The organism is Candidatus Synechococcus calcipolaris G9 (assembly GCF_029582805.1).
GTDB lineage: Bacteria > Cyanobacteriota > Cyanobacteriia > Thermosynechococcales > Thermosynechococcaceae > Synechococcus_F > Synechococcus_F calcipolaris.
Genome location: NZ_JAKKUT010000002.1, coordinates 1,757,187 through 1,777,068 on the forward strand (window position 1 = coordinate 1,757,187; position 19,882 = coordinate 1,777,068).

A 19,882-nucleotide genomic window follows, 5' to 3' on the forward strand; every position below is an offset into this window, starting at 1 on the left:
ATTCACCTAGGATTTGATGCCTAGGATTTGATGCCTAGGATTTGATGCCTAGGATTCGATGCCTAGGATTCGAGGAGTTGGAGATTGTCATAGCGGATATCACTAGTGCTGACCTTGCCCTGTTCATTGCTGCGAACCACTTGCCGACTCATTAGGTAGTAATCGCCCACGGGGATATAGGTATCTTCAAAATCCATTTGGCGGACAATCTCTTGGGTCTCAGGATTGCGGAAAACAGCGACATAGTTGGTGGAAATATAACCCGACCCCGTATCTAAGGCTTGACGGTGAGTAATGGCAAAGGCAATCCGACCCATGACGCGACTGACGAAGACAATTTGGTTATCCCGTACCTTGTAGTTGGAACCCATGGCATCCCCCTGAACCCGGATTTCCACTGCCTGACTACTATCCCTATCCCCCAAACTAAAACTATTCTTGCCGTGGGCTGCCTCAAAGCTATTCCGCTTGCGGTGAACAACCACATCCCGCAATTGGTTATAGAGTGACTCTTGCACATCGGCATCATCAATGCCAGAAACTTCGACGGTGTAGTCCGCATCCACTTGAGCTTGACCTTGGTAGGTTTTTTCACCATCTATGAGGGTGACATCTGCCCGAAATCCAGGAAAGTCAGCATCCCAGGTGTAGCGGTTCTCATAGGCAGAGCGAAAAAGGGTTTGAGCATCAAGGGCCTCAGTGGTGGGCATCACGGGCATTCCTCAGCAATGGACAGCAACTATTTCTAGGATAACGGATTTAGACCCCCTTGACGGCAATGTATATCTAGTGTTGACTAAGGACAAAAGCAGGACTTACACACTAGATTTGTACTTGCCCGCCATTTACGTCTGGGGAAGAATATAAAACCCTATGGTATCCCAATTACCTCTGAGTCAACCCACACCCACCAGCTTTCCCTATGCAGTGGAAGGATTAGTTCAGGTGTTTACCTCCGTACACCGCAGTTTTTTTACCGGTGTCATGGCCCAAGCCCTCACCCTTGCCGGCCAGGGAACGCCTGTGCTAGTGGTGCAATTTCTCAAGGGTGGCATTAATATGGGGCCCGATCAACCCGTCCGTCTTGGGCAAAACCTGGATTGGTTGCGGTGTAATCTGAGCCGTTGTTTAGATGCTGCCGATGATATTACCCCTGAGGAACGTCAAGCGACCCAAGAGCTTTGGCAGTATACCTGTGATGTTATTAAGCAGGAACATTATCGCTTTTTTGTCTTAGATGAGTTGAGTTTGGCAATTCAGTTGGGTCTGATCCCTGAAGAGGAGGTTGTAGGGTTACTAGAGCAACGACCGCGATCGCTGGATATTATTTTAACGGGGCCGGATATGCCTGGGTCAATTTTGAATTTGGCGGATCAAGTGACCCAATTGCGTCGGAATTCCCTCGCTTAGGCAGGGCTTTTTCCGTTATTGTCTACCAGGGGCTACCGATCAACGTAAAGGCCGACCAGAAATAGGGGTGAGATAAATTCCGGGAACCCTCAATCATTAATTCTTGGGGTAGGACAATTCCTTCTCCGCCGCGCACGCCACTCCCCCGCAGGCGATCGCCCTCGATGGTCACTTCCCCCCGTACCATTGCCAACTGGGCTTGACGCATTGCTTCTGCCTTAATGGGGGCAGTTTCCAACTGATTATAAAACTCCGTCATCAGCGCCAACGTCCCCTCATCACTCACATACCAGAGACTTGCCGCCGCACTTTTCACCCCCGCTTGTAGAGCCAACCCGGCAAAGCCCAACTCCGCTTCGCGGCTACCCACCGCCGTCCGACAGGCACTGAGGGTTAATAACTCCGTCGGGGGACGATTTAGGCGAATATCTCGCAACTCACTTAAACTCAATTGGCTATTCCAAAACTGGATGTAGGAATTACTGGGACTGCCGGCATTAAACTCCCCATGGGTCGCCAAATGAACCACATTGTAACTGCCGCGCCGCCGCTGACTTTCCAAATTGGAAACCGTAAAGGCTTGATTCAAAAAGTCTGAGCCACCTCCCAACTGCTGACTAATCACCTCAAGCTCAACGGGAACCGCGGGCAGAGGACTTTGGGTTGTAAACTCTGACGCACCCATCGCTAAAATACGGGATGTTTGAATTGGCTGAAACTGGGTATCAATTAAATTAATACTGGGAATCAGCCCTAGATTATAGTTCTCGATTAAGAATTGACCATTGCCCGTGGCCACAATCATGGGCGTATCGGACACCGTACTAGAAACGAGATCAAAACCGCCACTGTGCAAGGCTGCCATCGGTAGAGTCCGAAATCCCTCATCCATGGAGAGCAATAGGGTATCAATGCCCCGTGCCTGAAGTTCGGCATTGAGGGGTTCAATGATCCATTGATAGAGTTGCTGGGCTGCGGGTAGATAACTATTGGTATTGGTCTTTGAGGGATCCTTCACTTCGCGGTTAAAGGCATTCATTACCGCCTGGAGAGCTTCTTGATTCGCCTCCCGTACCGGAATATAGATGGGTTCTCCAGCAGGTGTAATCACTAAAATATCTAATTGCCCCGGTCGGATAAAGGTATAGAGTAATGCCGGGGTTTGTCCCGTTTGCTGCCCCATGTCCAACAGCAGGGATTGAACATTATTAATGCTCAGGTTAACTAGGGTATTGCTGCCAGGGGTGGTAAAGATCTCCTGGAAATACTCACTGAACTCATGGGTATAGAGTCGTTCTAGCCATTCAACGGCAGTATTAAAATCCCCTTGATCCAGGGCATTGGCAATCTGCTCTCGGGCAAATTCAACCCCAGGAAAGAAGGTTGTACTACCCGTGACTTGCTCCTGTTCAATTTCAGTTATCGTTTCATCAATTTCTTCGAGATTGTCCTCTTCCTGTCCAAATAAAATTCGATTGATTTCATCACCAAAAAGAGGAGGATTCGTTGAAGGTATATCTTCCTGAATCGGAGGTGGGGGCGGCGATGTGATGGATGTTTCAGTTGTTGTGGGCGGTGGTTCCATTGATGTTATGGGTACAGGTGCAGCGACCCGGTAGAGAAAACCACTACCGCTAAAGTTAGCTGTGCTAGGAAAGATCGTACTAAACTGTTCAGAACCGAGTAATCCACCCAGAATGTTATTGACGGGATCTGTGGAGTACACGAGCCATCGTCCATTGGGGGCACTTAGGGCAGACGATCCGGCATTATTAATAAAGTTGGCTCCCGCAACCAAGACAATAGAATCGCCTCCAGCGGCCGCAGCAATGGGTTGATTAAGGATAATATTGCCGTTCAAGGTTTGCAAAAACACATTTCCGCCGCTATTAATGCCTGTGGGGTTCACGGAATCAACAATAATCTGACCGCTATTCAATAGGCTAAAATTACCACTCGTTTGTGCTGCTACCGTGCCAATTTGGTTACTGGGGTTCATGAGATTTACATCCCCTGTCACCGTTAGCCCTAGGGAGCCGGTTTGAATGGGGGCCGTTTGACTGATACTGCCCCCTGTCACCAGATTAAGAAAACTGGTATTTACCTCAGAAAGAGTGCCAACGGTGCCAATATTTAGACCTGTACTGGTGGTTAAATTAATTGGGCCTGTGCTATTAGCGGCTAAGGTGCTAAAGATGTTTCCTGGATCGGTTAAATTAAACGTTCCAGACCCTAATAGAGCTAAACCGCCCGCTGTAATGGCTCCATTTTGAGTGACTGTCCCCCCGGAATTAAGGGTGAGATTTTGGCCGCCAAAGCTGATGGGGGTGAGAAAATTAATGCCACCACTACCTGCCCCAGGGGTTCGCAATTCAACGTTGGTATTAAATACAACATTCTCAACATTGATGACTCCAGTTCCATCGGCTCGACCAATAATTAACTGATTAAAACCTGTGATTCTATCCAGTTCATCTACCGTAATTTGCAGACTACTCGGGCCAAAATCGGTAATGGTAATATTTTCACTGGGGGTAAGGGGCTGAATTGTTAAGGTTTGATTGCCAATGATTTGCGAGGAAAGACTAAGAAAAAATGAATCTGCAGTTAAAGTAACATTCCCAAAGTCATTACGAATTGTTGTATCAGAGGCAATATCGATATCCGTAGCGGTTAAGTTAGTATTTCCTCCTTGCAAATTTAAGATACTAGAGCTACTCATGTACATATAGTCGGAGGTTAAATTAATATTACCTCCTAAGCTTTCCAGGGTTCCACCAAGATAAATAGTATTAGTGGCGGAAATATCTATCGAGTTTGCTCTGATTGGGGTGCTTATATCAACATTGCCACTAAAAGCGGGATCGGTGGTTGCAATAAAGCTGCCGTTCAGGAGTTCGATGAAGGCATTGATCTGAATGTCAAATTCTGCCGCTAATTTTAAGGTTGCAAAGGGTGTTCCTGACCCTTTTTGAATACTTGAATTAACATAAATTGTGCTACCTATAATGGTGACACTCGTGCCAGTATTTAAGGCAGTTTCAATCTCACCTTTATCAACAGTTGCGTTAGCGGTCGGTGTGAAAATATCTGGATTTCCACCACTGAAAGAACCATCGGTGGTTGGACTAGCATCAATAGTTACAGTAAAGGGATCAAGGAGCCACAGCCCTGCATTGCCTAGGGGAGCACTGGCATCAACTCGGCCAGTAGTGGCTAAAAACTGTTTCCCAGAGGTTTCGACAAAGCCACCCTCACCACCACTGGGGCCACCCCGCGCTGAAATAAAGCCATGGAATTGGGTTGCGTTATCAGCCCAGGCAATGACCGTACCGCCATCCCCTAGGTTGAGGGCATCGGCATTGAGACTGCTACCTGGATTAATAAAGAGGTTTTGGGCATTGAAACTACTATCTAAACGATTCGTTCCTGTACTGCCCCCTAGATAATCCCCACCAATGAGCATCGTGCCGCCACCGAAGATACCGGAGGCATCGAATTGGGCGTTGATCAGGGCAATATTTTCACCAAGGACATTGATTTGCCCCCCTAGTCCAGTGCCATTAGAGACATCTAGAGTTCCGCCCACCACCGCCGTATTCCGATTCATGGGAACCTTGGTGGGGTCATGGATCAAACTAATCGTGCCATCGTCATTGTGAACCACACTATTGACCCGTGGGCGATCGCCTCCTCCGGTAATCAGTCGCGGTAAATCCACCGCTTGAATAATTCCATCGGCGGGGATACGCTCCGCTGGAATTTCTAAACTTAGGAGCATTCCTTCCTGGGAGATGCGTACCATGCCGGTTTCGGGTACAGCTTGAACCGTAATCGTACCCCCTGGTGCTGAAAGGGTTCCGGTATTAATCACCTGATGTCCCATCAAACTCAGGTTTTGCCCTGCACCTACGGCTAAATTGCCCTCATTGATGATGATGCCAGTATTGAGAAATTCAAAGCCCGTGGGATTTCCCAGTAGGTTGGCGTAGTCGTTCACGCCATTAAGATCAAACACACCACCATCAAAATGCACCCGTTGGGCAGTGGAGGCATGGAAGGCTGCGGGCACATTCAAACTGGCATTCGGCCCAAAGACAATACCGGCAGGATTGAGGAGAAAGAGGTTGCTATTGCCGCCAGTGACTTGGAGTAAACCATTAATATAGCTGGGGTTGCCACCATTGACCCCCGTTAAAATATTGCGAACCTGGGGGTTAGACAAAAAATTAGCTATCTGCCCCTCATTTAAGTTAAACTCTCGCAAAAGATGAAAAAGATTTTGACCATCGCCAGAAAAGGCACCGCCGCCAATATCAAATTGCTGACCATTCACGGTGACGGAGGTGTTTGTACCATTCACGGCTGGGGCCATTTGGGCTTGGGCAACGGTCGCGATCGCAGAGTGAATTCCTAGGGCGATCGCCCATGTTGCGGTTGTAACTGATAGGAAAATCTTGCGATTTAATAGCATAGAAATACTCACTCTACCCTGACAGATAGCCTAAAGATGGCTGGCGATTTTTAATATTAAGTTAATCATTTAAGATTTAACCATGAATTCGACTCATTTTTAGCCGTGAACCCTTGGTTTTACCCCTAGGGAACGGTGGCTGGAATCGTAGCCCCTGAGATATTTTCTGGCGGTTGTTCTTCTGTCTCATCGGGTGAAATTTCTTCTGGGGAACTGATTGGACGATTGCCCTGATCTTCAGACTCTTCTTGAGGTTCTCGGGTTGCAGTTTCCGGTTTCGCGGGTTTACGTTGGCGGGGATTTTTTTCTTCTTCTAGGAGTTCTTCTACTAGGGCTTGCATGGTGCGGTGGCGTTCTACCCCTTCAAAGCTAAAACGATGATAGTTTTGATCTCGAATTAGACCATTGATATAACGAATCCGCTCTGGGGTGGGGGGGTGGGTTGAAAACCAGGGTAGGACGCGCACTTGACCTCGATATTCTTTTTCAAGGGTATGCATTAGGTTCAAGAGTCCATCGGCGGCATAACCAGCCCGAGCGAGCATTTGAGTTCCAAGAATATCCGCCTGACGCTCCATATCACGGCTATAGCTGGAAACCAGTAGGCCGGTTAGGTAGCCTCCCCCTGGAAATAAACGGGTTAGGTTAGCGGTGGTTGTCCCTTGGGTGACGAGTTGAAATCCGTGGGATAGGACGGCGTGGGCTATTTCGTGGGCTAAGAGACCGGCTAGTTCTGCTTCGGAATTGCTTTTGGCGATCGCCCCGGCATTGATAAATATTTTGCCACCGGGGAGAGCAAAGGCATTGAGGGTAGAGTCTTTGATCACAAAAAACTCGTAGTCAAATTCACGGCGGCCGGCGATCGCTGCCAACTTCTGGCCAATTTCATCTACGTAGGCAAGGACTTCCGGATCCTCAATCATATTGAACCGCCGACTAATCTGCCGGGCCGCGGACTGGCCGATGGCCGATTCGCCCTGAAGCACCAGGGCCATGGTTTGCACCGAATCTAGGGACATAAAGGGATTGCCAGTGACGGCTACGCCAATGAGTCCGGTGAGGGCACTGGCCAGCATACCTTTACGGATTTCGCCCTGCATGTGGCGACGAAACCGCTGCATCCGTTCCTGGGCGATCTGCTCAAAGGCCCCTGCCTCAGGGTGATCTGGATTCAATAGGGCAAACTGCTGGGCCGCTAGGGATGCCTCTATCCATTCTTGTTTCTGATCATGGGCGGCAATGATCGCCCGTTGCAGTTCGGGTTGGTCGGGGTAAAGGCCGGCAACTCGCTCTAGAAGGGCTTGGGCTTGCTTTTCCTGGCCTTGTTGTTGGAGAAGATTGGCTAACTGGAGATGGCCGGGAATAAATTCAGGAAATTGATCAACGAGTAACTGTAAGGGAACCATTTGACCGCTATAGAGTTGGCGATCGCTACCACCTTGAAACTCTCGCCAATACACCTGGGCCGCTGGGGGCAGGGTGGCCACATCTAATACGGCCTCTGGCCGGGAAGGAGATGTTTCTGTGGGGAGTTGGCCCTTGGCCTGGCGATAAAAATCTGTAGCAGCGGCCAGATCACCACTCTGATAGAGGCGATCGCCGGCTAATAGAAGTTGGTAGCGCGCTCCGTCCACGGCGACGGCCACTAGGGCACCACTGGGATAGTCCTTGACCTGTTCATCCTCGGTTTTGGGTGGGGGTTCCGAAGTGGCTGATTCCATCTCTGGGGAGGTTTCACTGATGGGATCCCCGAAATCTTCAGACGCTAGGCTTGGTTGTTCCACCCCAGGGGGTTGATTCTCTGGGGAAGTTTCCGGGGTGGGTGGGAGGGACTCCAGGAATAGATCCGCTGCCGAGCCACCACTGGGGGTAAATTCCGGCTGGGCCTGGGCTAACCAAGGGGAGGCATGGGATTTTTCCTCAGCTTGGATGAACGGCTCGTTTTTCTGCCGTTGCTCTAGGGATTCCTTTCCACGACTGGCCAACTCCGTGGCGATCGCCGGTGAACTGGATAATAATCCTAGCCCCAGGGGAACCAAGCCCCACCAGATTTTACCTATCGCCATTAGCTCCACCCCCCTATCCTGTACCTAAATTACCCTAAATCCCCAAAGCATTGATTTAGCATTTATGGGATACCCTAGCCCCATCCTAGGCTCAGTGGATCAATTCTGCCTGGGGGTCATAGCACACCCCTGTTCCGCCCAAACCACAATAGCCATTGGGATTTTGAGCAAGGTACTGCTGGTGGTAATCTTCGGCAAAATAAAACTCAGGGGCCGGCAAAATTTCAGTGGTGATCTCTCCTTTCCCCGCCTTTTTTAGGGCGGCTTGGTAGCGATCTCGGCTGGCGTTAGCCTGTTGTTCCTGCTCTGGGCCATAGACATAAATCCCGGAGCGATACTGAGTCCCGGTATCATTGCCTTGGCGCATTCCCTGGGTGGGATTATGACTTTCCCAGAACACCTGAAGGAGGATCTCGTAGCTGATCACCGTCGGATCAAACACCACCCGCACCACTTCATTGTGGCCGGTCATGCCACTACAGACTTCCTTGTAGGTGGGATTAGGTGTATAGCCTGCGGCATAGCCCACCGCTGTGACATAGACCCCAGGCAGTTGCCAGAATTTTCGTTCTGCTCCCCAAAAACATCCCATACCAAAGAGGGCCAATTCCATCCCCGTGGGGTAGGGTGGGGCAAGGGGATGGCCATTGACAATGTGATCAGCGGGTTTGACAATCGGCTGCGATCGCCCAGGTAAGGCCTGCTGAGGTTCCGGGAGACTTAATTTCTTCATAAAATCAAAGAATGCCATAGCTGCAATTTACCCGCTGCGATGAAAGGCTAAAAACTTAACATTATTGTAACAATTCCCTAACTTGTGATCAGCCACCGGAGAATGGCAAAGTAGAGATGCCGCATTCATACAAGGATGTCCCGGGATGCTTATGTCTGCCCTAGAGTCTTACTCAGATTTCAATTCCCAGACCAGTGAACGCCTCAATTATATAGACATTATCGAAACCGTGATTTCTGGACTCGATCAGTCGGGTAATCCCTTAGTCAGTCATGGTGAGGCAGGAGAAATTTGGAAATTTTGTTATGGCAGTGTGGAAGTCTTTGTGCAATTGAGTGGCAAAACCGATGATGATTTTCTGACGATTTGGTCTCCCGTCCTACCCTTGCCGGTGGCTAATGGGGCGGAACTTTTTAGAAAGCTCTTGGAATTAAACTGGCTCACGACCCTGGAAGCCCATTTTGCCATTGCCGAAGATCACGTCAATGTCGTGGCAACCCGTACCCTGGCGGGGATTACCGCTGGTGAAATTGCCCGTAGTATTACCATTGTTGCTACCCTGGCCGATGATTACGATGACACACTCAAGGCAGAATTTTCTGGAAATTAGCCTGTCTCGAAAATCCCAGTTCTTAGAGTTTCAGTCGTTAGGGGCATCGTGTCTGTTTGGCGATATATTCCGCCGTTGGCGTTACCGGGCAGCCTTCAGATGGCCATCGATCGCTGGCTCTTTGATCATTATCTAGACACCCGCCCCTGTCTGCGGTTTTATACCTGGGAACCTGCCGCCATTTCCCTGGGCTATCATCAACGCCACTACCCGGATCACTGGAACACCCTAGTTTGGCAGGGCTATCCCCTAGATATTGTCCATCGAGCCACCGGCGGTCGGGCTGTCCTGCACCAGGGGGATCTAACCTATAGCTTGGTGACAAGGGGCCACTGGCGATCGCGCCGTTTGGCTTATGAGTCCCTGTGTCAATTTTTAATTCAGGGGTGGAGCCAACTGGGTATTTCCCTATCCCTAGGCCAATCTGCCAGCAGCGAACCAAGGGGCCAGTCCGTTCCATCGACTCCATCGGCCCCGCGATCGCTCAAAGCCAATTGTTTTGCCACGGCTACGGCGGCGGATCTAGTCACCCAAAATGGCTATAAGCTGATTGGGAGTGCCCAAGTCTGGCGAAGCCAGCGAGTGCTGCACCATGGCTCCATGCGCCTCTGCCCCGATCCTGACCTGTGGCAGCAGGTCTTTGGGGATTGCTTACCTGAATCTAGGCTGGTACTACCGGCAATTGGGTCATTGATCACGATTCTTAAGGAAGCTGCCGCCGATACATGGGCGATCGCCCTAGAGGAAGAACCCATTACCCCCCAAGAGTGGCGCACTATTTATAGGTATCTTTAGTTTCCCTAGTAGATCAAGACAAATCGCAGGACTCTAGAGAAAAAAGCAATAATACAAACAATCACCAATTGCCCTGGCAAGGGAAATAGGGAATACTGTTGGGCTAGTTCAACGAAAGGTAGGGGCAGCTTACCGGCGATGCCTAGACCCGCTAAGTACAGCAGGCCGCACAGGTGAATGGCTAATAAACCCGCCAGGCAACTAAGAACCAGCCATTCTAAACGGGGAGAGGGTCTAGGGGCGTTTTTGTCTTCGGGAGGTTTGGGAACGGCTAACCAACCGCAGATCCATGCCCCCGGAATGAAACCAATCAAATAACCAAAGGTGGGTTCCTGCCAATAGCCCAGTCCGCCCCCCTGGGAAAAGACCTGAAATCCACTCAAACCCAATACCAGATAGGCAATTTGGGACAGGGCTGCTGCCTGTCGTCCACCCATGCAACCCACCAGTAAGACTGCTGCTACTTGATAGGAAACAGGTAAGGAATAGACAGGTATCGCGGACAAGGAGGTGGGTAACTCCATGCCACTTTCCCCGGTCATAAATGTGGGAATGGCGATCGCTGCTTCCATAAATGTCCCTGCAATGGTCAGGAGCAGTCCTAAAATAGCCCAAAGGAATTCATCTAAGAAATTCATCTACTGGCGGTACCATTGCATCCAGAAGCAGTGATTAATTGTATTACGCTGATTATCCTACAGGGTAACACTTGTTTTTTAACTAGGACGTGGCCCTTTTGTTGAAGTCGGTTTACCCCCACGGGTGTGGGGACAATAATGGAAATGCTCAAGGGCGCGATCGCCCACCACGGTTCACCCCCACGGGTGTGGGGACAATACGTCCAGACGGCACTTTCAAGTTCAGGAAATACGGTTCACCCCCACGGGTGTGGGGACAATACACGATCGAAGGATTTAACGCCTAGCTCTTTGGCGGTCCACCCCCACGGGTGTGGGGACAATAAGTCTGCCGGTCAATCAAGCGAGTTCGATGCCTGGTTCACCCCCACGGGTGTGGGGACAATCAAGGTTTTGGAGGTAGAATGGCATCACGAGGACGGTTCACCCCCACGGGTGTGGGGACAATTCTTCATCGTCTTCGCTTGTATCATCTCCACCGACGGTTCACCCCCACGGGTGTGGGGACAATCAAAAATTGAAGCACGTTTTGATCTTGTACCTGCGGTTCACCCCCACGGGTGTGGGGACAATGGCAGTTGAACTGCATCCGCGCCGTTGCGGTACGGTTCACCCCCACGGGTGTGGGGACAATGTTTTAGCTGCAACACACGCACCGCTTCACGTTCTGCGGTTCACCCCCACGGGTGTGGGGACAATTACGGGTTCGAGTTTATATAGCTTAGAAACGTTCGGTTCACCCCCACGGGTGTGGGGACAATGGAGCTACCAAGCTACTTTGGGCTAGGAATGCCGGTTCACCCCCACGGGTGTGGGGACAATGCGTCCTTCCGCAGCAGAGGGTCGAGCCGGGTAGCTCGGTTCACCCCCACGGGTGTGGGGACAATGTGGGGCCAGCGACAGCCTGGGGTGTTTGCTCTGCGGTTCACCCCCACGGGTGTGGGGACAATGTGGGGCCAGCGACAGCCTGGGGTGTTTGCTCTGCGGTTCACCCCCACGGGTGTGGGGACAATGAAGTACCGCCGTCCTTGATATTTGCTCCCAGCTAGGTTCACCCCCACGGGTGTGGGGACAATCCGTGTGAATTGTGGCTTAACTGCCATGGTTACGGTTCACCCCCACGGGTGTGGGGACAATTCTCGCGCCCCTGCCAATAATGCTCCTCCAACTCGGTTCACCCCCACGGGTGTGGGGACAATGAGAGCATAATGTTTTCTGTTCCGACATTATCAACGGTTCACCCCCACGGGTGTGGGGACAATGGGGGGGTTGGGATGGGTTGACCATCGCTAACCCGGTTCACCCCCACGGGTGTGGGGACAATCCCCGGGACGTGATCGAGTTGCACGCGACGGCCCGGTTCACCCCCACGGGTGTGGGGACAATGCGAGCGTGTCTAGATAAAGCATCGAGATGTGCGGTTCACCCCCACGGGTGTGGGGACAATCTTTAGTTGTGTGTTCAACGTCAACGACCTTGCCCGGTTCACCCCCACGGGTGTGGGGACAATGAGAGCATAATGTTTTCTGTTCCGACATTATCAACGGTTCACCCCCACGGGTGTGGGGACAATCGAGAATCAAAAAACAGCCGATGAGCGGATTCCGGTTCACCCCCACGGGTGTGGGGACAATGGGGGGGTTGGGATGGGTTGACCATCGCTAACCCGGTTCACCCCCACGGGTGTGGGGACAATGAATGGCACGATCGCTCTGGGAACACGTACATTCACGGTTCACCCCCACGGGTGTGGGGACAATGAATGGCACGATCGCTCTGGGAACACGTACATTCACGGTTCACCCCCACGGGTGTGGGGACAATCAGCCTTGGCTGCTTGGTTGGTTGCCCGTCGTTCGGTTCACCCCCACGGGTGTGGGGACAATGAAGCACTATTCCAGAGGCGATACTAGCGTCTACGGTTCACCCCCACGGGTGTGGGGACAATGGCTTCCTCTGAAATCTCAGTTTGAAAATCCCCGGTTCACCCCCACGGGTGTGGGGACAATGGCAAGAGCCATTAACGCCCTTTGTCACCTCCAGGGCGGTTCACCCCCACGGGTGTGGGGACAATGCAGACGCTGCGCGAGCACACGCGTGCCTGATCCGGTTCACCCCCACGGGTGTGGGGACAATGGCTGTAATGAACGGTGGAACCACTAACTATTCACCGGTTCACCCCCACGGGTGTGGGGACAATCATCACAACTAACACCTTCCCAGTAGACTTTATCGGTTCACCCCCACGGGTGTGGGGACAATGCAAGCTCCTGGGTTTGATCCATTCTGGTGAAAAACGGTTCACCCCCACGGGTGTGGGGACAATTCCCTAGTTACAGCGATAATGTCATCAAGCGTTCCGGTTCACCCCCACGGGTGTGGGGACAATTTTTCCAAACTCCTTAAAGTCTCGTTCTATTTGCGGTTCACCCCCACGGGTGTGGGGACAATGCTGAGGGCGGCCTCGGCGTCGGTGCGGCTGACGCGGTTCACCCCCACGGGTGTGGGGACAATTTCTTCACCCTGCTGCAACCGTTCATACAACTGCGGTTCACCCCCACGGGTGTGGGGACAATCCATTTTGCCAATAGTCAAAACCCACTCCCATCCGGTTCACCCCCACGGGTGTGGGGACAATGGGTAGCCAACAATCGGCTGGGTGTAACCATCCTCGGTTCACCCCCACGGGTGTGGGGACAATGGCAGTAGAGGAGAATTATCATGCCCTCACATCGCCGGTTCACCCCCACGGGTGTGGGGACAATAGTGTGGCGGCCGTGGCTTGACGCTTGTCGAATCAGCGGTTCACCCCCACGGGTGTGGGGACAATATATGACTTCCATAAGGATTTGATGTCAATCCGGTTCACCCCCACGGGTGTGGGGACAATGCTAATCCCAATCCGGCGGGACTTGGTGTAGAGCGGTTCACCCCCACGGGTGTGGGGACAATGTGGACTAACCAGGGATCAGTAGGGCTACGCAGGCGGTTCACCCCCACGGGTGTGGGGACAATGCTGAAACTGGGTTGTTGCATCCTCACTACCATTGCGGTTCACCCCCACGGGTGTGGGGACAATACTTCCATTATTCCCGCTATTGCTGGATTTTGACAAGGAGAACCCCGTCTATGTCTTCTAGGGTTCTGGAAGGGACACCAAAGGTCTTTGCTCCAAATCCTTGTTCAGTATTTTGGGCGTAAATCATGACTGCGGAGCCTTTGCCGATTTTGCGCTCAATGAGGTTCCATAATTCCTCTCGAACCAAGGCAGAAACTCGACCGGCAAAAACACCACTCTTTATCTCAAAAAGCCATCGGCTAAGTTCTCCCTTGAGAGAAGGCTTAACATTTTCTAGAATAATAATCACCATTTTGGTTATCCCTCCGGAATTGACCAGTTTTTGCCGCCTTCTACGGAGTCGAGAACATCATCCCAAAGAAGACAAAGGGGTTCTGAATCATCACTGCTGCCAAATCCAAGAACTGAGTCAATGTCATGGACGAGACGAGGCATGAGCCGATAGCTGGTGAAGCGATCTCGGCATTTGCGGCGGATGATGCTATCGAACTCTGAAGGGCGTGCCTCAGCAGTGGCTTCAAAGGCAGCAGGAATCGTAGTTTCGCCTTTGTATAAATCGGCAACATCATAAACAAACGATAGGGGCTTGCCAGTATGGATAAAGCCTAGGGCTGGGGAATACCCGACGGATTGAATGGCAGCTTGGCAAACTGCATAGAGGTAGGCATTGGCAATAGAGAGGGCTTTGTTGATGGGGTCTGCGGCATTCCAATCGCTTTGCTTATAATCTCGACCCGTCCATTCAATGCCTGTTTCCTTACTCCAGCGTTGATAGAGAGTCCTGACCCGCACTCCTTCATGTCCTCTAATCTGCTGAAGGGATAGGTCTTCACTCAGGGGTTCCTGAAACCGAAACATATACATTCGCCGCACGACCGCCAATCGTTGAATGGAGTCAGCCCAAAGGGAAACTTGGTGAAGTAAGCGATTGGTATTGTTTGCGCCCGATCGCCCATGGGCATAAAAGCGAGAAAGATTTTCACCCACCCACTGAATATTACAGGTATTATCGGCAAGGGCTTTAATCGCGGCATGGGTGATGGAGGTTCCAGGGCCCAGTAATAGGGTGGCAATGGCTGCACAGGGAATTAAGTATTTACTGTCTTCCTTGAAAATGACAATGGCTTGCTGGTCTTGTTCAATGCGGCAATGCTCAAAGTAAATAAAGCTGATGCGATCGCGGTTTTTGGGTAAGGTGCGTAGATTTTTCATAGGTAAAGCCTATAGAGGTTAAAGAATGGGGAAGCTAGGATGGAAGAGATCCTAGAAAAGCAAGTAGATGAAGACACTCCGGGACTACACCATCGTGCTACAGCCAGAAAATAATGGGACGTTTGTGGCCTATGTGCCTGCGATCGATGGCTGCCATGCTTGGGGAGAAACCCCAGAAGCTGCCCAACAGGAGCTGGTGAAAGTGTTTGAGATGATTCGGGAAGAACGCTTAAATGCTGGGGAAGCAATGGGCAACAGCCGACTCAACCATAAATGTCGCGACGATGCCCGACCCGATCCACTGTGATGACGCGAAACGATCGATCAACGTCGTAAATGACTCGGTAGTCACCCACCCTCAGCTTGAAGAAACCACTCAGGTTTTCTGTTAAGGGAATTGGCTGAATTTGCTCAAAATTTTGAACCAGCCAGTTAATTTTATTGACAATCCGTTTGCGGATGTTGACTGGAAGCTGCTTAAGGTCAGCAACGGCTTCTGGCTCATATTCAACGCGGTAGCTCACGGCTAGATCAAGCCCAACTCTTCCATAACCTGCTCGGCAGAAAGCGTTTGCGGGTCAGTTGCTCTTCGTGCTTTTAGAGATAGTAGTTGTTGTTGCAATACCGCTTTAATCGGTTTCCCTGCATCGGGATCTACGATCCAATCTTGCAGAGTTTCTTCTACGGTTTCGCGAATAAGTGCTTTGAACTCATCGATACTTAAGTCTTTAATTTGCAAAGTACGCCTCCTTTGGGTCAATGAAATAGGGATGGGTTGTTGGGGTTGTTTTCAGGTAAGGTAGGTTTTCAACTGCTGTCTTCATCGTGGCATTACTGCGGGCGTGCCAGGGACAGCAATCCACATCCGTAGGATTTGCCTCGACCCAGCCCCTGCTGTACAACGGTTAAAAACGGTTCGGGGGCGATCACTTCTAAAACACCTTGAAAGAGGACGGTGGTAATGCGGATCGGGGGTACTCCCTTCTTCTTAAATCCAAACACATTGGGTGAGGGAATGACATCGGCACTGTGGAGCCGAAATCCACAGCGATCGCCCTGGCGTTCTAGCCATGCCAGTTGGTCGGGGCGATGGTAGAACCCAATAGTTTTCTTGGTTTTAGGGTCACGCTTACTGGGGTTAGCCCGCAGGCGAAACTGGAAGACACGCTGGGTTGAGAACTGATCAGCCGTGAAATTTACCGCTTTGACGGTATAGTCCTGCAAGTAGCGATCGGGTAGTTTTGACCAGTCTGGTTCAATCTCAGACTGCACCAATACCACATCACTATCGGGTTCATGGCGAAAGAGGATGTGCCAATCCTCGCGGGGGTTGTCTCGGCTATCTTCATCTGGAAAGGCTTGCATAATGCGCTGGTGAAATTTGTGGGCATTGCCTAGTTCTCGATGTACCAGGGATTGCCGTTCATTCAGGATTAGCTGGGAAAGGTACATACGGCCTCCGGTGAGTGATAGGTCGTGGTCACGGTGCGGTGACCAAAGCGGCGGCGTTGCCAATCTAGGGGCACATCCTGACGGGTATCAGTCCCCCCATCAGCCTCTAGGACAAAGCGCAACGGGAAGGGGGGATCCTTGCGCCCGCGATGCTCATAGATTGCTGTTTGCAATGCCAGTAAAAGGGGTTGTTCTACAATGCCCATCCTCACGGGATGGCTCGGAATAAAGCTTTTGCGGCCAAAATACAGTTGCCAGTGGGGAGTCTGAAGGGCAGCATCAAGGGAGTTGAGTAATTCCACATCTCCCTCTAACCCCACCAAATAATCAGCATCTGCCACATAGTAGCGATCGCTAAGGGTTGTATTCACCTTGCTGCCGTCATCCCGCATATTGTCTTGCACTGTGTGGTAGTCCCTTTGCAAAACCCCTTCTTTGTTGACCCGTATCCCCATTTTGAGGGCGGCGAGGTCACCCACGGGTTCCCAGCGGGGACGACCCAGGGCGGCACAGATCAGGCCAATCACAGCAGATTTGGTGGGTTCACGGCGGCTATCGCGATGACCAAATTGGCTATGGTCGCCCCAACTCATCATCGGCGATCGCAGCCGCATTAAAAGGGTCGGCATCTTACTCACCCCCATTGCTGAGAGCGGCTTCCAGAGCTTCTTTCAGCAGTGTGTCCACCGACTGTTTGGACTCTTTCAGCAATAGATCAACGACTTCCTTCTCCTCCTTATCCGTGAGTTTTTTGAGGCGCTCTGCCAGAGTTGTACGGGTGACAATACCCTTGTATTGCAGACCGACTTCGCCATACATTTGGGTGAGGTCAGCCCAGTGCTTAGCCAAGGCTTTGACTGAATTTTCGAGGAGGCTTAACCCCCCTTTGGGAGCGATCGGGTCTTCAAAGGCATCAGCCAGGGAAATAGGTTGCCCTTGACGCACCACGGCCATAACGGCAGCGGGGCGGGTGTGGGCAGCAAAGCCATTTTGGTGTCCACTGGGAATTGCTTGCACAAAGGCATCGGCAAAGGCTTTAATCACTGCGTCAAGATGCTCAGCACCACCCAGATTTTTGGCTAGTTGCTCCGTATCGAGGGCAGCAAAGCGATAGTAGGTGGAGCTGTTGTAGCCTGTTTCGCCCATGTGGTCGGCTCCGGTTTCCTCCCGACCACCCAGATCGTCTACGGCGGTGAAGAAGTCAAATTCCTGTTGCAGGGTGTTGACACTGATGGCGTGGGCCATTTGCACCGCTGCATCCACATTGACAGTTGGCAAAGAAGCCATCATGCGACCAAAGAGGGCGACATCGCCGGGTTTGCCCGTTTCTACTAGGGCTTTTTCAATTACCTTGGCAATATTGGGGTCTTTCTTGGGGAGTTCCGGTTTATCCCCTGCCAGGCTTGGTTCAATTGCGGCCCAGTTGCTAACGAGAATGTTGGCGATCGCCGCCAGTTCTGTCTGTCCTAAAAAGACGATGGTGGTGGCTTTCCCTTCGTCGTTAAACTTGAGCTTTAGCCCCTCTTCGAGAGCAAGACGAGCGGCGATCGCGGCCTGTCCCGCCTCAATACCTTGCTCAGTCAGCAATTCCTGAAGCTTAGGGAGCCAGTTGCGGGAGCGATCGGCAAATTGGGCTGGGCCGAGGTCAGCATAGTCTTGATAGAACTTTCGCACCGCCCGCTTTTGGCACTGGCTAGAGATGCGGGCACGGGGACGACCACCAAAGACCGTGGATTTGGGCATCCCATTTTCATCCCGGTTCAGGTTAGCGGGGGGAAAGCTTTGGATCAAATGAAGTTCAAGTTGCATGGGAATTTCCTTATTGAAATGAGAGATTTAACTAAGACAAGGCCAAACGAAAATTAAGATTCATCGGCTTGAATCGCCTTCAAAATCTGTTTGACGATTTTGGGATGCAAGATTTTACCGCTATGAAATGGAATCACGAGCCGAGTACCGTCTTTGCCATAGATTGCGATGGCTACCCTCGCTGCGAAGCAGTTCAAACCCAGCTTTGAGGACTAAACTTTCGGCCTCAGAAGCAGTAAGTCTGGGCTGTTTAGGCAACCTGCACCTCCATCACGGTTGCAGTTAGTTCTCGGCTAAAGATTGCCTGCTTTTCCTCTTCTGACAAAGTTGATAGATAGAGGTTAATGGCTTCTTTAATGTTGGCTTCTACCTCTGGTTGAGAATCACCCTGGGTCTGGCATCCTTCCAAGGCAGGGCAGTAGGCATAGTAGCCAAATTCGTCTTTTTCGATGACGACAGAGAGTTGATGCATGTTTTTTCTCCTAATTTTTCCAATTAATGAGGTGTAGGTTTTGCAATCATGTAGCTAACGGCTTGGGGATCATCAATTCGCTGAGAAGCATCTAACACCTCTAGCCCAACGACATTGCCCTGATTATCAAAGTCAAAAATAATGCCTGACTCATCTTCATCACTTTCGCTAATAGGGGTGTCTTGGAATAAAATTCTCAGCACGTCCACTTCTGGGTCATAGATGATTTTCATGGCATTCTCCAGTACTTTTGAATTTTGCTTGTGCGATAGACTGTGATAACAACTAATGGCTTGACAGTTTCGTCTACAAAGACTCGCAGGAGGTATTGTTTTTCACTGCCAAAACTCGCTCTTGATTGATAAATCGTGCGCCGATTTCGTCCTGATAAAACCTGCTCTGGCTTTAATAGCACTGCTTGAACTTGATCTTGGGTGATTCCTCGGCGTTGCATTTCCTCTAGGGCATGGGCTGAAAAAGTTACGGACTTCATGGGTTATCTGTTTCTAGTGATGAATCTGAACTAGAGGTCATCCAAAAGGCTCTAGCCCATTGGTCTTGGACACGTTTATCAGCTCTATCCCACCAATGTAGATCGGCAATGAGTTTGGGATAATTAACGACAACATCTTTGGCCTTCATCTGGCGTAACAGCGCAGACAAGGGAGACTGTAAATATCCAAGGTCTGTATCTAACAGACTATGGAATCGCCGTTCAATCCCTTTTGCATCAGGATTCTTACGGCGAATTTCCTGTTGTAGCAACCAACAACTATTGCCAAAATTGCCACGATATTTTTGTTCGATTGGTTGAGGGTAATGAGCAAACAGACCTGCCACAAAAATCCACAACCGCCCTTTGTCCGATGGCTGTTCTGGCTGATAGTCAATGCCTACATCTTGTAAGGGCTTCAACACGGTAGAATAAGTATCTATTAAATGCTTTGTATCTCCCTTCAACACATTCTTTAGTGCTGCTCGCGCGCCTTTATTTTGTTTGATATCGTTGATGATCTGTTGATTTTCATCAAACTCAATTTTGAGTTCTTTCTGGATAGCTCTCAGAAAGCGAGATGCTTGGTCAATTGTTTTGTGCGATGGTTTAGTCATCTCTCAACCTATGGAATGAAGG

20 protein-coding genes and 1 CRISPR repeat array are annotated in these 19,882 nt (G+C 50.8%); of the genes, 4 read left to right on the forward strand and 16 right to left on the reverse strand.

Annotation, left to right across the window (positions count from 1 at the left end; genetic code table 11):
* Nucleotides 1-62 precede the first annotated feature (62 nt).
* A complete protein-coding gene (locus L3556_RS11505) occupies nucleotides 63-710 on the reverse strand; it encodes a DUF3386 domain-containing protein (RefSeq protein WP_277867410.1) in 648 nt (215 codons plus the stop codon).
* Nucleotides 711-873: 163 nt separating this feature from the next.
* On the opposite strand from L3556_RS11505, the gene L3556_RS11510 reads away from it, so the two are divergent.
* Nucleotides 874-1,410, forward strand: a complete 537-nt coding sequence (locus L3556_RS11510) for a P-loop NTPase family protein (protein WP_277867411.1) — start codon at nucleotides 874-876, stop codon at nucleotides 1,408-1,410.
* A gap of 22 nt (nucleotides 1,411-1,432) precedes the next feature.
* Here the strand turns inward: L3556_RS11510 and L3556_RS11515 are convergent, their stop codons facing one another.
* The 3 genes from L3556_RS11515 to msrA form a co-directional block, all read right to left on the reverse strand.
* On the reverse strand, nucleotides 1,433-5,884 hold the full coding sequence (locus L3556_RS11515; protein WP_277867412.1) for a CHAT domain-containing protein: 4,452 nt from the start codon (nucleotides 5,882-5,884) through the stop codon (nucleotides 1,433-1,435).
* A gap of 125 nt (nucleotides 5,885-6,009) precedes the next feature.
* Nucleotides 6,010-7,950, reverse strand: coding sequence for a M48 family metallopeptidase (locus L3556_RS11520; RefSeq protein ID WP_277867413.1), 1,941 nt, complete (start codon nucleotides 7,948-7,950; stop codon nucleotides 6,010-6,012).
* Nucleotides 7,951-8,041: 91 nt separating this feature from the next.
* On the reverse strand, nucleotides 8,042-8,701 hold the full coding sequence (msrA, locus tag L3556_RS11525; RefSeq protein WP_277867414.1) for a peptide-methionine (S)-S-oxide reductase MsrA: 660 nt from the start codon (nucleotides 8,699-8,701) through the stop codon (nucleotides 8,042-8,044).
* Nucleotides 8,702-8,828: 127 nt separating this feature from the next.
* Here msrA and L3556_RS11530 point away from each other — a divergent pair, with 127 nt between their 5' ends.
* Both L3556_RS11530 and L3556_RS11535 read left to right on the forward strand, forming a co-directional pair.
* Nucleotides 8,829-9,293, forward strand: coding sequence for a YbjN domain-containing protein (locus tag L3556_RS11530; protein WP_277867415.1), 465 nt, complete (start codon nucleotides 8,829-8,831; stop codon nucleotides 9,291-9,293).
* A 48-nt stretch (nucleotides 9,294-9,341) separates the two neighbouring features.
* Nucleotides 9,342-10,088 carry a biotin/lipoate A/B protein ligase family protein gene (locus L3556_RS11535; RefSeq protein ID WP_277867416.1) on the forward strand — a complete coding sequence of 249 codons (747 nt, stop codon included), beginning with the start codon at nucleotides 9,342-9,344 and terminating at the stop codon, nucleotides 10,086-10,088.
* A 5-nt stretch (nucleotides 10,089-10,093) separates the two neighbouring features.
* Here L3556_RS11535 and L3556_RS11540 read toward each other — a convergent pair whose 3' ends face one another.
* The 3 genes from L3556_RS11540 to cas1e all read right to left on the reverse strand — a co-directional run bounded on the left by L3556_RS11540 (nucleotide 10,094) and on the right by cas1e (nucleotide 15,017).
* The gene (locus tag L3556_RS11540; RefSeq protein WP_277867417.1) at nucleotides 10,094-10,726 is read right to left on the reverse strand and encodes a biotin transporter BioY; all 633 of its coding nucleotides are present in this window, start codon (nucleotides 10,724-10,726) and stop codon (nucleotides 10,094-10,096) included.
* Between the two features lie 108 nt (nucleotides 10,727-10,834).
* A CRISPR array of direct repeats spans nucleotides 10,835-13,805; the repeat unit is 29 nt; unit sequence CGGTTCACCCCCACGGGTGTGGGGACAAT.
* 16 nt (nucleotides 13,806-13,821) lie between these two features.
* Nucleotides 13,822-14,097, reverse strand: coding sequence for a type I-E CRISPR-associated endoribonuclease Cas2e (cas2e, locus tag L3556_RS11545; RefSeq protein ID WP_277867418.1), 276 nt, complete (start codon nucleotides 14,095-14,097; stop codon nucleotides 13,822-13,824).
* A 5-nt stretch (nucleotides 14,098-14,102) separates the two neighbouring features.
* On the reverse strand, nucleotides 14,103-15,017 hold the full coding sequence (cas1e, locus tag L3556_RS11550; RefSeq protein WP_277867419.1) for a type I-E CRISPR-associated endonuclease Cas1e: 915 nt from the start codon (nucleotides 15,015-15,017) through the stop codon (nucleotides 14,103-14,105).
* Between the two features lie 67 nt (nucleotides 15,018-15,084).
* Between cas1e and L3556_RS11555 the strand changes: the two genes are divergently transcribed.
* Nucleotides 15,085-15,324 (forward strand): type II toxin-antitoxin system HicB family antitoxin, encoded by a 240-nt coding sequence (locus L3556_RS11555; protein WP_277867420.1) that lies wholly within the window; start codon nucleotides 15,085-15,087, stop codon nucleotides 15,322-15,324.
* Here L3556_RS11555 and L3556_RS11560 read toward each other — a convergent pair.
* From L3556_RS11560 to casB, 9 genes are all read right to left on the reverse strand, one after another.
* Nucleotides 15,281-15,541, reverse strand: coding sequence for a type II toxin-antitoxin system RelE family toxin (locus L3556_RS11560; protein WP_277867421.1), 261 nt, complete (start codon nucleotides 15,539-15,541; stop codon nucleotides 15,281-15,283). The genes L3556_RS11555 and L3556_RS11560 overlap by 44 nt on opposite strands.
* Nucleotides 15,542-15,543: 2 nt before the next feature.
* Nucleotides 15,544-15,756 (reverse strand): hypothetical protein, encoded by a 213-nt coding sequence (locus tag L3556_RS11565; RefSeq protein ID WP_277867422.1) that lies wholly within the window; start codon nucleotides 15,754-15,756, stop codon nucleotides 15,544-15,546.
* Between the two features lie 92 nt (nucleotides 15,757-15,848).
* On the reverse strand, nucleotides 15,849-16,469 hold the full coding sequence (gene cas6e, locus L3556_RS11570; RefSeq protein ID WP_277867423.1) for a type I-E CRISPR-associated protein Cas6/Cse3/CasE: 621 nt from the start codon (nucleotides 16,467-16,469) through the stop codon (nucleotides 15,849-15,851).
* The gene (cas5e, locus tag L3556_RS11575) at nucleotides 16,451-17,098 is read right to left on the reverse strand and encodes a type I-E CRISPR-associated protein Cas5/CasD (RefSeq protein WP_277867424.1); all 648 of its coding nucleotides are present in this window, start codon (nucleotides 17,096-17,098) and stop codon (nucleotides 16,451-16,453) included. Before cas5e ends, cas6e begins: the two co-directional genes overlap by 19 nt.
* Before the next feature lies 1 nt (nucleotide 17,099).
* On the reverse strand, nucleotides 17,100-18,278 hold the full coding sequence (cas7e, locus tag L3556_RS11580) for a type I-E CRISPR-associated protein Cas7/Cse4/CasC (protein ID WP_277867425.1): 1,179 nt from the start codon (nucleotides 18,276-18,278) through the stop codon (nucleotides 17,100-17,102).
* Nucleotides 18,279-18,528: 250 nt separating this feature from the next.
* A complete protein-coding gene (locus L3556_RS11585) occupies nucleotides 18,529-18,750 on the reverse strand; it encodes a type II toxin-antitoxin system HicB family antitoxin (RefSeq protein ID WP_277867426.1) in 222 nt (73 codons plus the stop codon).
* A gap of 23 nt (nucleotides 18,751-18,773) precedes the next feature.
* Nucleotides 18,774-18,983 (reverse strand): DUF2283 domain-containing protein, encoded by a 210-nt coding sequence (locus L3556_RS11590; RefSeq protein WP_277867427.1) that lies wholly within the window; start codon nucleotides 18,981-18,983, stop codon nucleotides 18,774-18,776.
* Nucleotides 18,980-19,243 (reverse strand): DUF4258 domain-containing protein, encoded by a 264-nt coding sequence (locus tag L3556_RS11595; protein WP_277867428.1) that lies wholly within the window; start codon nucleotides 19,241-19,243, stop codon nucleotides 18,980-18,982. The genes L3556_RS11590 and L3556_RS11595 overlap by 4 nt, the downstream gene beginning before the upstream one ends.
* Complete coding sequence (gene casB, locus L3556_RS11600) at nucleotides 19,240-19,860, reverse strand: type I-E CRISPR-associated protein Cse2/CasB (protein ID WP_277867429.1); 621 nt, start codon at nucleotides 19,858-19,860, stop codon at nucleotides 19,240-19,242. Before casB ends, L3556_RS11595 begins: the two co-directional genes overlap by 4 nt.
* Between the last annotated feature and the right edge of the window lie 22 nt (nucleotides 19,861-19,882).